We start from the raw sequence: 13,213 nt of genomic DNA on the forward strand, positions 1-13,213 counted from the left end.
TGATTTTCACAAATAAACCAAATTTCAATACGTTAAGACAGACAACAACATGACTGACATTCAACATTTAGACTCCCACACACCGATGATGCAGCAGTATCTGAAAATTAAATCAGAGCATCCTGAAATCTTACTGTTCTATCGTATGGGTGACTTTTATGAACTGTTTTTTGACGATGCTAAAAAAGCCTCTCGCTTATTAGATATTTCATTAACAAAACGAGGTCAGTCTGCGGGACAACCTATTCCTATGGCAGGAGTTCCCCATCATGCCGTTGAAAATTATCTCGCTAAATTAGTGCAATTAGGTGAGTCTGTCGCTATTTGTGAGCAAATTGGTGATCCTGCAACAAGCAAAGGTCCCGTTGAACGCAAAGTTATTCGTATTGTGACACCAGGTACTGTCACTGATGAAGCCTTACTTGAAGAACGCCAAGACAACCTTTTAGCCGCTATTTGGCAAGATAAAAATGGCGCATTTGGTTATGCTACATTAGATATCACATCAGGACGTTTTCGAGTTACTGAAATGCCTGATAGTGAAAGCATGATAGCTGAATTACAACGTACCCATCCAGCTGAATTACTTTATCCAGAAACCTTTGAATCAATGGCATTGATTGAGCGCCAGCAAGGCTTGCGTCGTCGCCCAATTTGGGAATTTGAACCTGAAACAGCAAAACAACAGCTCAATCTACAATTTGGTACTCGCGATTTAACAGGTTTTGGTGTTGAGAATGCACATCTCGCGCTCTGCGCTGCTGGGTGTTTATTGCAATATGTGAAAGATACACAACGTACCTCTCTACCTCATATCCGTAGCATTACCATGGAACGTCCTCAAGATTCGATTATTTTAGATGCGGCAACTCGTCGCAATCTTGAATTAACACAAAATCTTGCAGGTGGTACTGATAACACACTGGCATCTGTACTTGACCTTTGTGTTACCCCTATGGGAAGCCGTATGCTAAAACGTTGGATACACACACCATTACGCCAACGTGAACAACTTATTAAACGTCAAGACGCAATTAGCGCATTGCAGCCTCTCTATTTTGAGTTACAACCTTTTTTACGTCAAATCGGCGATTTAGAACGTGTATTAGCACGTTTAGCGCTACGTTCAGCACGCCCTCGTGATCTATCTCGTATGCGTCATGCTTTTCAGCAATATCATGATATTCATCAAGTGCTTGAACAAGCTGATATGCCTTACATTAAAGAATTACAAAAGCGTATTAGCCAGTTCGATGAATTATGTGAACTACTTGAACAAGCCATTGTTGAAACACCGCCAGTATTAGTACGTGACGGTGGTGTTATTGCCTCTGGTTATAATACTGAATTAGATGAATGGCGAGCATTAGCCGATGGCGCAAGTGATTACCTTGATAAACTTGAAATTCGTGAACGTGAAAAATGGGGTATTGATACACTTAAAGTTGGCTTTAATGGTGTACATGGTTATTACATTCAAGTCAGTCGCGGACAAAGCAATTTAGTGCCTATGCATTATGTTCGCCGTCAAACATTGAAAAATGCAGAACGTTATATCATTCCTGAGCTAAAAGAGTATGAAGATAAAGTCCTGACTTCGAAAGGTAAGGCGCTGGCAATTGAAAAAATGCTCTATGAAGAAATTTTTGAAAAATTATTGCCACACCTTACTGCATTACAAATCAGTGCAGAAGCTTTAGCTGAAACAGACGTTCTCTCTAACCTTGCAGAGCGCGCTGAATCATTAAATTATACTCGCCCAGAATTAAGTGAGAAAACAGGTATTCAAATCTCAGGGGGACGTCACCCTGTTGTTGAACAAGTTCTTAGTGAACCTTTTATTTCTAACCCATTACAATTGGCACCTCAACGTCGCTTATTAATTATTACTGGCCCGAATATGGGTGGTAAAAGCACTTACATGCGACAAGCTGCATTAATTACTTTACTTGCCTATATAGGTAGCTTTGTTCCCGCAGAAAAGGCATTAATTGGCCCTGTTGACCGTATCTTTACCCGCGTGGGGGCTTCTGATGATCTTGCTTCTGGTCGCTCTACCTTTATGGTGGAAATGACCGAAACAGCCAATATTTTGCACAATGCGACTGAAAACAGCTTGGTTCTAATGGATGAAATTGGTCGAGGTACATCAACTTATGACGGGTTATCTTTAGCTTGGGCTTGTGCTGAAAACTTAGCTAATCGCATTAAAGCAATGACACTCTTTGCGACCCACTATTTTGAATTAACCACATTACCTGAAAAACTTGAGGGTACTGCAAACATTCACTTAGATGCTGTCGAACATGGTGACACCATTGCCTTTATGCATAGCGTTCAAGAAGGTGCTGCAAGTAAAAGTTATGGTTTGGCTGTAGCCGCACTAGCGGGTGTTCCTAAAGAGGTTATTCGTCGAGCCAAACAGAAGTTAAAAGAGCTCGAAATGTTATCTGGTCACTCTGGCTCTGGTCATGTTGAAACGTCACAATTGATGTTATTAACAGAGGCTGAACCTTCTGCGATTGAATTAGCTTTAGATAAAATCGATCCGGATGCTCTAACGCCACGACAAGCTTTAGAACAACTTTATCGATTAAAAGAGATGTCCAAATAGGACATAAAAATCAAATGAATGATCAAAAATGGCGTGGTGTTTATCTTCACTGCGCCATTTTTATAACAGTTTTTCTATTTCTATCACAGTTAATTACACTATTTCACTTATGTGATTCGCTGTTATATCGTTTTTTATTTGTGTCATTGTCTTTTGAGACTGCATTTTTAAGCTAGAATAATCAGAGATAAAGACCACTTCAATTGATTGAAGCATGACTATATTTCAGTCGCTCACCCAATAACAATAAAGTGTCATCATCACTATAGTTGTCAAATAAACGAATAAATGAAGATAACGCAGGATTAAACATCATATCGTCAGTAATTTTATCATAAGAAGTATAATTTTTTGTTTTTAATGAAAAAACCAATGTAACTCTATCATCATTACGACCTTTAGTTAAAATCAAGTCATTATTACTTATCATCAAATCATTTAGATATTTATAACCACTTTCATAGAAAGTTTCTATATTTCCATCAACTTGGCGCTGAACAACAGAATAGAGATCACGAGAAGCATGTTGAGCAATAAAATAGATATCACCTTTGTCATTTTGAGCAACTTCTTTTACGCGCACAGGAAGCCAACGTGTTTTTGTCACTTCTTTATTAACTAAATTTAATGTAATTTCTAATGTATTTGTTGTGTAATGATGATTATAAAAAATAACGAGAGAATCACCCGATAAAGCATAATGGAATTGTGTAAACTCACCAAAATCCTCTGCATAATACTGCTTAACGAATTCTTCTGTATTAATGGAATATTCCCAACTCTCTCCCTCATCTAAACTTGTCATTATCGTTTTATTGTCAACTAATACTAATTGCGATGTCGCCTCTGAATATAATAATTTGCCTCCAATAAGTGCTAAAGGAAAACGGTAATAGCCATTATTACTCTCTTGCCAAGGAATTAAATCATCAAGCATAAACTTAGCTAAGTTCACCACTTGCCGTCCTTGCTCTGTAAATAAAACACACTTTTCAGAAATACAATAGGCGTTATAAAAACTCCCTTGCCCCTGAGACATAAAACGAGTGCCTTCTTTGTCAGAAAAATAGAGTGTATATTTTCTCTGGTTATCTTGCCTATAGAGTCGGCCATAAAGATCAACATCATATCACCCTTGATCCGATTCTGTTTTAATTAAGATACCACTTGGCGCATTAAACGTATTACGCCAATCATAACGAGAATAAGGATAGGAAGATAAATCCGCGTCTTTTTCATTTTTCCATTGCCACTTAGAAGCAAAACCGTGAAAAAGTACGCCATAAAAAAGGAATAGGCTTAAAATAAATAAACCAGTGATGATAATGAAGGGTTTACGGAAAAAAGGATTCATTGGCTTAACTCCGTAACATAAAGCGGCTTTTTATTTTCAACACATTGCTGTTGAAGCAAAAAATAGGTTTGAAAGCTACAATTTCCCTTTTGTGATAGTAAAATATAAAGATTCGAAAATAAGGCAATTAAAAAAGCAAATCCTGTCATTATTGAACCGTAGATGATCCCCAGACCTAAAAAAGTATCACCAACAAAAAACCAGTCCCATTTATCCCAATAATTGCCATTATCGTAAACATCTGAAATAGAAAAAATGGCGAACAACGAGAAAATAAAGGTGCTGATTAGTCCTGTAATTAACAACGATAATCGTTTAGTTCGCTGGTGTCCAAGGTACAGCTGTCCTGAAATTGAATAAGCACCATTATCAGTATGATTATAAACACCTAAGACAACAGGCCCAGAGTTGTTATCTTCTGCTTGCCAAAAGAACAATTCAACATCATCACCATCAGTCAAAAATAAATTATGATCAGAATAAAATAAACGTTCTTTATAACTAAATATAAAAGGATGTTTATCAATCTGACAAGATATTTGCATCACCACATTCTCTGCATTGCGGGAGTGTATTTTAATTTTATCAACATGATGGAGTTTTATTTTCCCTCGTACTCGTTGCACTTTACTTTGTTTGATATGAAAGGTTGGGTTTTTACGTGTTATATGCTTTAACAGTGGTATTGTTTTTATTTCGGGAATAATCAGTTGTTCACCATCTGGAGCAATAATATCTTGTTTAGCCATTACTTTATCCAGCGCTTTGATTCTTTTTTTATGCTTAGGTCTAATACGCTGAAAAAAACGATAGGCTTTTTCTCCTAGATAACTCACTCCAGCCATTACAGCACCAAATGAAATAACCATGGAAATGATGATAAAGAAATTAGCCTCTAGATAAAGCAGAGAATAATAGTTCCACCCACTCCCAATTACAGTAAGAACAAAAGCAAGCAATAACCATTTTTTCTGTTTAGTGGTAAGTGTAAAGGTTCTTTCTGGCTCAAGCCTTCCTTTGCAATCATGATAAATCCATTGTACCCATAAACTGCCGTCATTAAGCAATTCGGCACAAATTTTAAGTTCATCACCTTGTTTTAAACGTTTCAGAAAATCTTGAGAGTGAGTGAAATCATCTTCATTGAGATAAAATACTTTGCCTGATGCTATTAATCTCACCATTCCTTTCGGTGAGGTTTTATTTTGGTCAAAATGGCAACTCTCTAATTTGACGTTTAAAAAATAATCTTTCATATCTTCCTTTATCTCTTTTACCCGATTTACGAGATGCAACATCACACGCTTGTTTTATCTTGTTAAATCACATAATACAAGATAAAGAAAAGCCGACTAGCAACTCACTAATCGGCTTTGGTAATAACGCGGTAGACAGAAATAAAGGCTAGTTATGCTTTGAAAAGAGCTTCAATACATAACCCCTGACTTTGCAGAATGTCTTTTAGTCGGCGTAATCCTTCAACTTGGATTTGACGAACTCTTTCTCTTGTCAGACCAATTTCTCTACCAACATCTTCTAAAGTTTCAGCCTCGTAGCCTAATAATCCAAAACGGCGTGCTAGTACTTCACGTTGCTTAGGATTTAATTCAAATAACCACTTTATGATATTTTCCTTGAGGTTATTATTTTGAATTGTCGCCTCAGGCCCTTCTTCATTTTCGTCAGAGATAATATCGAGTAAGGCTTTATCTGAATCGCCCCCAATTGGGGTATCAACAGAAGTAATACGTTCATTTAAACGCAACATCTTACTCACATCTTCAACTGGTTTATCAAGTGTTTGCGCAATTTCTTCAACACTAGGCTCATGATCAAGCTTGTGTGCTAGTTCTCTCGCAGTTCTTAAATAAACATTCAGCTCTTTAACGATATGAATAGGCAGACGAATGGTACGAGTTTGATTCATAATGGCACGTTCTATGGTTTGACGTATCCACCATGTCGCATAAGTTGAAAAACGAAAACCTTTTTCAGGATCGAATTTTTCAACTGCACGGATCAGTCCCAAATTCCCTTCTTCAATCAAATCAAGCAGGGCAAGACCTCTGTTTGTATAACGACGAGATATCTTAACAACTAAACGAAGATTACTTTCTATCATTCGTTGTCTTGAAGGAATGTCGCCACGTAACGCTCTACGGGCAAAAAAAACTTCTTCCTCAGCGGTCAGCAACGGAGAATAACCAATTTCTCCTAAATAAAGCTGAGTTGCATCGAGCGCACGCTGATTGACTCCTTCAATAAGTTCAATTTCGTCTTGAGCATCAGACTCATTTTCTGCTTCTTTTGCAGCAACTTCATCGAACTCTTCCATGTTCTCTTCAATTTCATCTGTATATAACTCGTCTACTCTTAGCGTACTTTGGCTCATCAGCTGCTCCTACCCTTGATAATTTAGGTAAACGACGTTTGATATTAAAGTCTATTTACCAGTTTATCGCTGTGTCACGACACAACGGGTTTACTGATTTTCCCTTGTAACGAATTACAAAATAAAAGATAACATAATCTATTTTACTGTTAATTTTATCTTTCTTTATTCAATATATAACTTAGCTATTGAGTGCAGGTTATTAACAGTTTTTTTATTATATTTACGTATATTTATCTATACGTAAAATTACTTCATTTAATGCGCTAGCTGTAACTATTTGTATCTAAAAAAATAAATAAAAATCCAGAATAATAAAGTAATACCAAATAATTTTTATTATTTACTATTATTAAAAAGATAATCTAATAAAGAAAACACCCTTTCAAACAAGGGGTTATTTTATAGTTCATCCTTTAGCAATGACGAATCTTTATTCATTTTTTATATAACATTTTTTAGCATACGCATTCATTGGTTGAGAATCAACCGTCTAATTTAACGTTATCTATAATTTTATATCGACCTCTCATTTTTACTTATCTTTAATTAAGCAGTTTTACTTAGTTAAAATGTATTTTTTTTCAATATTTTAATTAATTACAGATAACAAAAAGCCCTCTCTTTGTTATAAAAGAGAGGGCTTAACTTTAGGATTATTCACAATACGAGTTAAAAATCACTTATTTATTTTTTAGGTAAATAGCTCATTGGGTTAAGTGATTTTTCTTTATAACGGATCTCAAAGTGAAGTCGGACAGAGCTTGTTCCTGAGCTACCCATCGTCGCAATTTGCTGACCTGCATTTACATTTTGTTGCTCACGCACCAAAATGGTATCGTTATGCGCATATGCACTGAGATATTCATCATTATGCTTAATGATAACAAGGTTACCATAACCACGTAATGCGCTACCGGCATAAACTACTTTACCAGCCGCCGTTGCAACTATTGGAGAGCCTTTAGTACCACCAATATCGATACCTTTATTGCCTCCTGGTGCACTTGAATAACTTTCGATTATCTTACCTTGTGCTGGCCAAATCCATTTACCAGAAACCGTTGTTGGTGCCGGTGTTGCTGCCGTTGTGGTATTCGTGTTGGTTGTTGGTGGCGGAGTTGTTGTTTTCGGTGGCGGAGTTGTTGTTTTCGGTGGTGTTGTTGCCGGTTTAGTGATCAATGGCCCCATTGATGTGTTATTTGTCGGTTTCGTTTGAGCTGTTTGAACACCAGCACTACTTGGTTGATTGATAACGGATGTGTTCACATTTGTATTGGTTCCCGTATTGACTTGACGGTTACCAATATTCAGCACCTGCCCCACATTTAAACTGTAAGGCTCTGGAATATTATTCATTGATGCCAGCTCTTTTACATCGCTATCTGTTATCCACGCGATATAGAACATGGTATCTCCACGTTTTACTGTATAGGTATTACCGCTGTAATTCCCTTTAGGAATACTGTCATAATTACGGTTATACACAATGCGACCAGTACCATCTGTACTCACATTTTGAGTCGCTACTGATGTTTGTGGACGAGGCTGATTTTGGGGCTGATGTGTGCCTCCATTAGATGAAGCACTATTCACCTTAATTGAAGGAGGAGGTGACGATTGTAAAGGGGTCGTTCTTTCAACCGGTGTCGCATTACTGTTAGTCATCACAGGCGCAGTTGAAACCGTGTTATTTGAAGAGCTATCATTTACAGAGGTAATGGGTGCAGGACGATAAGGTGTGTCTGCACAGCCTGTTAATGCAAATCCAATTACCGAACACATGATTGCCCAGCGGACATGCTTAATTGGGCTTTCTGAATTCATACTTCCTTCTCCCTTTAAAAAGGCATTAGCGTCTAGCAATTTGTCGAGTTAAACAAAAAGACTGCAATTTTTTGAAAATGTTTCATTTATTAGTGCAGATTACGACAAGCTATTAAAAAGCAGTAATAAAAAGCGGTCAGATTTATCTGGAAGTTATGCTAACTCACCTGAAATTAAAGGAACAAACCTAACTGCTTCTATAGATTGATAGTGAAAATCATTACCTAAACGTCGGATAAACTTCAGTATTTGTTGCTGTTCGCCTACAGGTATTATCATCCTGCCACCATCAGCTAATTGCATCAATAACTGTTGTGGTACTTCTGTTGCACATGCTGTCACTATTATGGCATTAAAAGGCGCTTTTGATGACCACCCTTCCCATCCATCACCATGACGTGTAGAAATATTATGTAAATCAAGATGCTTAAAACGTCGTTTAGCTTGCCATTGCAATATCTTTATACGCTCAACAGAGCTGACATGATGGACTAAATTTGCTAAAACGGCCGTTTGATACCCTGATCCTGTTCCAATTTCTAAAACAGAATCTGTACTTTGTAATTCTAGTAGCGTTGTCATTTTAGCAACAATATAAGGTTGTGAAATAGTTTGGCCATTACCAATAGGTAAAGCCGTATTTTCATAAGCCTTATGAGAGAGCGCTTCGTCAATAAAGAGCTCTCTGGGTACTTTACTCATTGCTTCCAGCAGGCTTTCATCCTTGATACCATGCTGCTTTAACATTGTCAGTAAGTCTTTCATTGACCGACTTAACATGTTTTTTTGACCTCTGCTTTATTTAACCAATTTTGTAGTAAATCTAGTGCCTTGTATGCTGTTAAATCGACATGTAAAGGTGTAATCGACACATAACCTTCGTCAACAGCAGCAAAATCTGTATCAGGGCCTACATCGTTTTTTTCGCCTGGAGGCCCAATCCAATAAAGGCTATTCCCTCTAGGATCAGTGTGAGTATAAACGTGCTGTGAAGCATGACGACTCCCACAACGTGTGATACGAAACCCTTTTACTTCATTTAGTGGAATATCTGGCACATTAATATTGAGAATATTCCCGGCTCTTAAAGGTACTTGTTGTAACATTGCCAGCACGTCACAAGTTACTTGAGCCGCTGTCTCAAAGTGCGTTTCACCGTCTAATGAGACAGCAATCGCAGGTAAACCTAAAAAACGCCCTTCCGTTGCTGCAGCCACAGTACCTGAATAAATAACATCATCACCTAAATTAGGGCCATGATTAATACCAGAAACCACAATATCAGGACGAGGACGCAGATTTACACCAAGATAAACACAATCTGTTGGTGTTCCTTCAACAATAGCGATATCGCCATTTTCCAGCTCTTGCTTGCGTAATGGCCGATCAATAGTTAAAGAGTTAGAGGCAGCACTACGATTACGATCAGGTGCAACAATTTGTACATCATAGCGCTGGCGTAATGCTTTAGCGAGGGTCTGTATCCCTTTCGCCATCACACCATCGTCATTACTCACCAATATTTTCAGCATCATCATTCCCTAATAAAATTAATTCGCGTACAACGCTAGTTGCAAAGCTTCCTGCGGGTAAAAAGAATGACAGAGAAACAGTGGTGTCGTCTACCCAATTCCATGACATATTTTCTGGTAACACATTGATAGCACGCCTTGTATTATCAACACGCTCTTGTCGGGCCAATGACCATAATGTTTCATATTCTGCCAGATTTTCAGTTTCAAAATCCAATGCTTGTGCTTGTGTACCTAAGTCACCCTTGCCCGGTAAAGGTGCGGTAATATGAACATCATGTTCTTCATAGCGAGTTTGTGTTGAAGTGAGTTCAGCTTCATCGACAACAAACCAACTGCCTCGTCCATGAAGTTGCATTGCATCACCGAGTATTACTTTTGAATATAAATCACACTCTAATCTTTTACTGACAAGATGATTGAACATGGCACTGCGTGCTGCTGAAAGATAAAAACTGCGTTTACCACGCTCTTTAACACGAATTTCATCGGTTGCCCAACGCATTGCTTGACGTAAGTTTTCACCATTACGCCCAAATCGTTGAATACCAAAATAGTTGGGAATACCTTTAGCTTTAATTTGAGCTAATCGTGCATCAACAAAGGTACGGTCTGAAATTTCTCTCAACACCAATGTAAAGTGATTACCTTTTAGTGTTCCTATACGTAATTTACGTTGTTGGCGAGTTGTTTCTAAAATTTCACAACCTTCTAAAATAAACTGGCTGAAGTCGGGCATCTCTTTACCCGGCATACGCAGGCAAAACCATTGTTCAGTGACCGCATTTCTGTCTTTTAGTCCAGCATAGCTTGCATCTTTAGGGTGAATCCCCACAAATTTTGCCAGTTTTTCAGCAACAAAAGCGGTGTTACATCCTGTTTTCCTGACTTTCACCATGACATGCTCACCTTCACCATCAAGGGTGAAACCAAGATCTTCACAGACAATAAAATCTTCAGGAATTGACTTCAATAAACCTGTTGCTTGTGGTTTTCCATGTAACCAATGGAGTTCTGGTAATTCACTCATTCAGGTAATAACTCTTTTATTAATAAAACAACCGCTTCACAGGCAATACCTTCTTTTCTACCCACAAATCCAAGTTTTTCAGTTGTTGTTGCTTTCACATTAATATCATCAATATGACAATGAAGATCTTCTGCAATATTGACACGCATTTGTGGTGTATGAGGTAACATTTTAGGAGCTTGAGCAATAATAGTGACATCCAAGTTACCAATTCGGTAACCTTTGGCTCTTACGCGTGAAAATGCTTCACGAAGTAATACTCGACTATCAGCACCTTTATATGCCGGATCAGTATCAGGGAACAATGTACCAATATCACCCATTGCCACTGCGCCTAAAATAGCGTCAGTTACCGCATGTAATACAACATCACCATCAGAGTGAGCTAATAAGCCTTGTTCATAAGGAACTCTGACTCCGCCAATAATAATAGGACCTTCACCACCAAATTTATGTACGTCGTAACCGTGTCCAATTCTCATTTTATTGTGTGTTCCTTATATTGGTGATTTGGCGTGAAAGAAAAAACTCTGCAAGCGCCAAATCTTCTGGCTGAGTTACTTTGATATTGTCTGCACGCCCTTTCACTAATAGAGGTTCATATCCAGCATATTCCATTGCTGATGCTTCATCAGTAATAGTTGCTTTTTCTGAGAGTGCATTTTCTATATTTTGTTTTAATAACAAGGCTGGAAAGAACTGTGGCGTTAAAGCATGCCATAGTGTTGTTCTCTCTACTGTTTGTTCAATATGATTATCTTGTTGATGGCTACGTTTCATCGTATCACGTACAGGAGTTGCAAGAATACCACCGCAAAACTGTGGATCTGAAAAGTTTTCATCAATTAATTTAATAAGATGATCAAGGTCGCCAAAATGCAAGCAAGGCCTAGCTGCATCGTGGACAAGAGCCCAAGTCTTATCAGAAAAATGCTGAGTGACGTACTCTAAACCCGATAATACGGAGTCCGCACGCTCCCCTCCGCCATTAACTGTAATGATCCTTTCATCTTGAGCTAAAGGCAAAGCTTGAAAATAATGATCATCCGGGCTAATTGCCACAATAATTTTCATTATGCGTGGGTGTTTTAATAAAGCATTAATGGTATATTCAAGAATAGTCAATCCACCAATCTTCAAATATTGTTTTGGGCAGATTGATTGCATTCGACTTCCGATACCAGCAGCCGGAATAACGGCAACAATAGGAAGAGTAGAGTTTGTTATATTCATTATGGTATTTGTATCAGGACACACTATTAATTCAATAAATTAACGACGTGGTTGAGACTTATCATTCACAATACGGAAGAAGGTCTCATTAGGCTTAATCATCCCTAATTCACTACGAGCGCGCTCTTCTAACGCTTCTTGCCCGCCATTGAGGTCATCAATCTCTGCAAATAGACGATCATTACGCTCTTTTAACTGCGTATTTTGCGCCAATGCAGATTCAACTTCTTGACTTACTTTGTTGTAATCATGGATACCATTTTTACCTAACCACAATGAATATTGTAGCCAACCAAGTAAAATCAGAAGTAAGACTGTTAATTTCCCCATTACCACCCCCAAGATTAATGGGCTAATCATCCCACAACTCAACCACAGACGCCACAAAAGCGCTGGAATATATTACATTATTATTTGTATTCAGCTCACTATAAACGTGGGGCACTTTTATAATATTCAGATTAGGGCTTAATTGATAAATAAATCCATTTCAGATGAAAAGACTTAATGATATTTAAGCAGATGAGATGATAAATGTGTTTTATACATATAACACATTGATAACTCTACACATCCCTACTTTCATAGGGTATTTGTGTAGAGATAATTGAATTTTACTTCAAAACTCACGGTAGATTTGATGTTGCTGTAGGTAAGTGAGAATTTGCTGAGTAAGTTTATTAATAGAGAGTGTACCATCTAAATGTAATTCAGGATCAACAGGGCGTTCATAAGGTGAATCAATACCTGAAAATTGTTTTATTTCACCGCGTCTTGCCTTTTGATAAAGCCCTTTCGGATCACGATCCTCACAAATATGAAGGGGAGTATCGACAAAGATCTCAATAAATCGACCTTGCTCAAAATGACGTCTAACTTGTTGCCTATCTTCTCGATAAGGTGAAATAAAAGCAGTTAAGACAATAAGCCCCGCATCTACCATCAATTTAGCGACTTCACCCACACGGCGGATGTTTTCATGTCGATCTTCTTCGCTAAACCCAAGATCACGGCATAATCCATGACGTAAATTATCGCCATCTAATAAATAGGTGTGAATTGGCGAATCGGAGTGTTGATAAAGTGCTTGCTCTAATGCATCAGCAAGCGTGGATTTACCCGATCCTGATAATCCAGTAAACCAAAGCACACATCCTTTGTGTGCTTGCTGTGATTCACGATCGTTTAATCCAATTTTATGCGAATGCCAGACAATATCTTCACTTATCAT

The 13,213-nt window shown here is 37.9% G+C and carries 13 protein-coding genes; 1 reads left to right on the top strand and 12 read right to left on the bottom strand.

The features are described from left to right. The first annotated feature begins 49 nt into the window (after positions 1 to 49). Positions 50 to 2,614 (top strand): DNA mismatch repair protein MutS, encoded by a 2,565-nt coding sequence (gene mutS / locus LG402_RS16740; protein ID WP_227335991.1) that lies wholly within the window; start codon positions 50 to 52, stop codon positions 2,612 to 2,614. Positions 2,615 to 2,813: 199 nt separating this feature from the next. On the opposite strand, the gene LG402_RS16745 is transcribed toward mutS, so the two are convergent. The 12 genes from LG402_RS16745 to cysC all read right to left on the bottom strand — a co-directional run bounded on the left by LG402_RS16745 (position 2,814) and on the right by cysC (position 13,213). Next, positions 2,814 to 3,653 carry a hypothetical protein gene (locus LG402_RS16745; protein ID WP_227335992.1) on the bottom strand — a complete coding sequence of 280 codons (840 nt, stop codon included), beginning with the start codon at positions 3,651 to 3,653 and terminating at the stop codon, positions 2,814 to 2,816. Between the two features lie 90 nt (positions 3,654 to 3,743). Next, a complete protein-coding gene (locus tag LG402_RS16750) occupies positions 3,744 to 3,968 on the bottom strand; it encodes a hypothetical protein (protein ID WP_227335993.1) in 225 nt (74 codons plus the stop codon). After that, a complete protein-coding gene (locus LG402_RS16755; protein WP_227335994.1) occupies positions 3,965 to 5,224 on the bottom strand; it encodes a hypothetical protein in 1,260 nt (419 codons plus the stop codon). The genes LG402_RS16750 and LG402_RS16755 overlap by 4 nt, the downstream gene beginning before the upstream one ends. A 152-nt stretch (positions 5,225 to 5,376) precedes the next feature. Continuing rightward, positions 5,377 to 6,360, bottom strand: a complete 984-nt coding sequence (gene rpoS, locus LG402_RS16760) for an RNA polymerase sigma factor RpoS (protein WP_023582671.1) — start codon at positions 6,358 to 6,360, stop codon at positions 5,377 to 5,379. Between the two features lie 687 nt (positions 6,361 to 7,047). Continuing rightward, the gene (gene nlpD, locus LG402_RS16765) at positions 7,048 to 8,187 is read right to left on the bottom strand and encodes a murein hydrolase activator NlpD (RefSeq protein WP_227335995.1); all 1,140 of its coding nucleotides are present in this window, start codon (positions 8,185 to 8,187) and stop codon (positions 7,048 to 7,050) included. A 153-nt stretch (positions 8,188 to 8,340) separates the two neighbouring features. Continuing rightward, positions 8,341 to 8,967: a protein-L-isoaspartate(D-aspartate) O-methyltransferase gene (locus LG402_RS16770; protein ID WP_072070178.1), complete on the bottom strand. Its 627-nt coding sequence runs from the start codon at positions 8,965 to 8,967 to the stop codon at positions 8,341 to 8,343. Continuing rightward, positions 8,961 to 9,719, bottom strand: coding sequence for a 5'/3'-nucleotidase SurE (gene surE, locus LG402_RS16775; RefSeq protein WP_227335996.1), 759 nt, complete (start codon positions 9,717 to 9,719; stop codon positions 8,961 to 8,963). The genes LG402_RS16770 and surE overlap by 7 nt, the downstream gene beginning before the upstream one ends. Further along, positions 9,697 to 10,749, bottom strand: coding sequence for a tRNA pseudouridine(13) synthase TruD (truD, locus tag LG402_RS16780; RefSeq protein ID WP_109409752.1), 1,053 nt, complete (start codon positions 10,747 to 10,749; stop codon positions 9,697 to 9,699). The genes surE and truD overlap by 23 nt, the downstream gene beginning before the upstream one ends. Next, the gene (ispF, locus tag LG402_RS16785; protein ID WP_227335997.1) at positions 10,746 to 11,231 is read right to left on the bottom strand and encodes a 2-C-methyl-D-erythritol 2,4-cyclodiphosphate synthase; all 486 of its coding nucleotides are present in this window, start codon (positions 11,229 to 11,231) and stop codon (positions 10,746 to 10,748) included. Before ispF ends, truD begins: the two co-directional genes overlap by 4 nt. A 1-nt stretch (position 11,232) precedes the next feature. Beyond that, on the bottom strand, positions 11,233 to 11,982 hold the full coding sequence (gene ispD / locus LG402_RS16790) for a 2-C-methyl-D-erythritol 4-phosphate cytidylyltransferase (RefSeq protein ID WP_227335998.1): 750 nt from the start codon (positions 11,980 to 11,982) through the stop codon (positions 11,233 to 11,235). 39 nt (positions 11,983 to 12,021) lie between these two features. After that, positions 12,022 to 12,312, bottom strand: coding sequence for a cell division protein FtsB (gene ftsB, locus LG402_RS16795; protein ID WP_072070183.1), 291 nt, complete (start codon positions 12,310 to 12,312; stop codon positions 12,022 to 12,024). Positions 12,313 to 12,601: 289 nt separating this feature from the next. Next, positions 12,602 to 13,213, bottom strand: a complete 612-nt coding sequence (gene cysC, locus LG402_RS16800) for an adenylyl-sulfate kinase (RefSeq protein WP_166539749.1) — start codon at positions 13,211 to 13,213, stop codon at positions 12,602 to 12,604.

Origin of the sequence: Proteus sp. NMG38-2 (assembly GCF_020640995.1) — a bacterium.
Taxonomy (GTDB): Bacteria; Pseudomonadota; Gammaproteobacteria; order Enterobacterales; family Enterobacteriaceae; genus Proteus.

What these genes read in the sequence shown, in the direction of transcription:
- mutS (WP_227335991.1), top strand. Translation starts at nt 50, where the DNA reads ATGACTGACATTCAACATTTAGACTCCCACACACCGATGATGCAGCAG.
- LG402_RS16745 (WP_227335992.1), bottom strand. Translation starts at nt 3,653, where the DNA reads ATGTCTCAGGGGCAAGGGAGTTTTTATAACGCCTATTGTATTTCTGAA.
- LG402_RS16750 (WP_227335993.1), bottom strand. Translation starts at nt 3,968, where the DNA reads ATGAATCCTTTTTTCCGTAAACCCTTCATTATCATCACTGGTTTATTT.
- LG402_RS16755 (WP_227335994.1), bottom strand. Translation starts at nt 5,224, where the DNA reads ATGAAAGATTATTTTTTAAACGTCAAATTAGAGAGTTGCCATTTTGAC.
- rpoS (WP_023582671.1), bottom strand. Translation starts at nt 6,360, where the DNA reads ATGAGCCAAAGTACGCTAAGAGTAGACGAGTTATATACAGATGAAATT.
- nlpD (WP_227335995.1), bottom strand. Translation starts at nt 8,187, where the DNA reads ATGAATTCAGAAAGCCCAATTAAGCATGTCCGCTGGGCAATCATGTGT.
- LG402_RS16770 (WP_072070178.1), bottom strand. Translation starts at nt 8,967, where the DNA reads ATGTTAAGTCGGTCAATGAAAGACTTACTGACAATGTTAAAGCAGCAT.
- surE (WP_227335996.1), bottom strand. Translation starts at nt 9,719, where the DNA reads ATGCTGAAAATATTGGTGAGTAATGACGATGGTGTGATGGCGAAAGGG.
- truD (WP_109409752.1), bottom strand. Translation starts at nt 10,749, where the DNA reads ATGAGTGAATTACCAGAACTCCATTGGTTACATGGAAAACCACAAGCA.
- ispF (WP_227335997.1), bottom strand. Translation starts at nt 11,231, where the DNA reads ATGAGAATTGGACACGGTTACGACGTACATAAATTTGGTGGTGAAGGT.
- ispD (WP_227335998.1), bottom strand. Translation starts at nt 11,982, where the DNA reads ATGAATATAACAAACTCTACTCTTCCTATTGTTGCCGTTATTCCGGCT.
- ftsB (WP_072070183.1), bottom strand. Translation starts at nt 12,312, where the DNA reads ATGGGGAAATTAACAGTCTTACTTCTGATTTTACTTGGTTGGCTACAA.
- cysC (WP_166539749.1), bottom strand. Translation starts at nt 13,213, where the DNA reads ATGATAAGTGAAGATATTGTCTGGCATTCGCATAAAATTGGATTAAAC.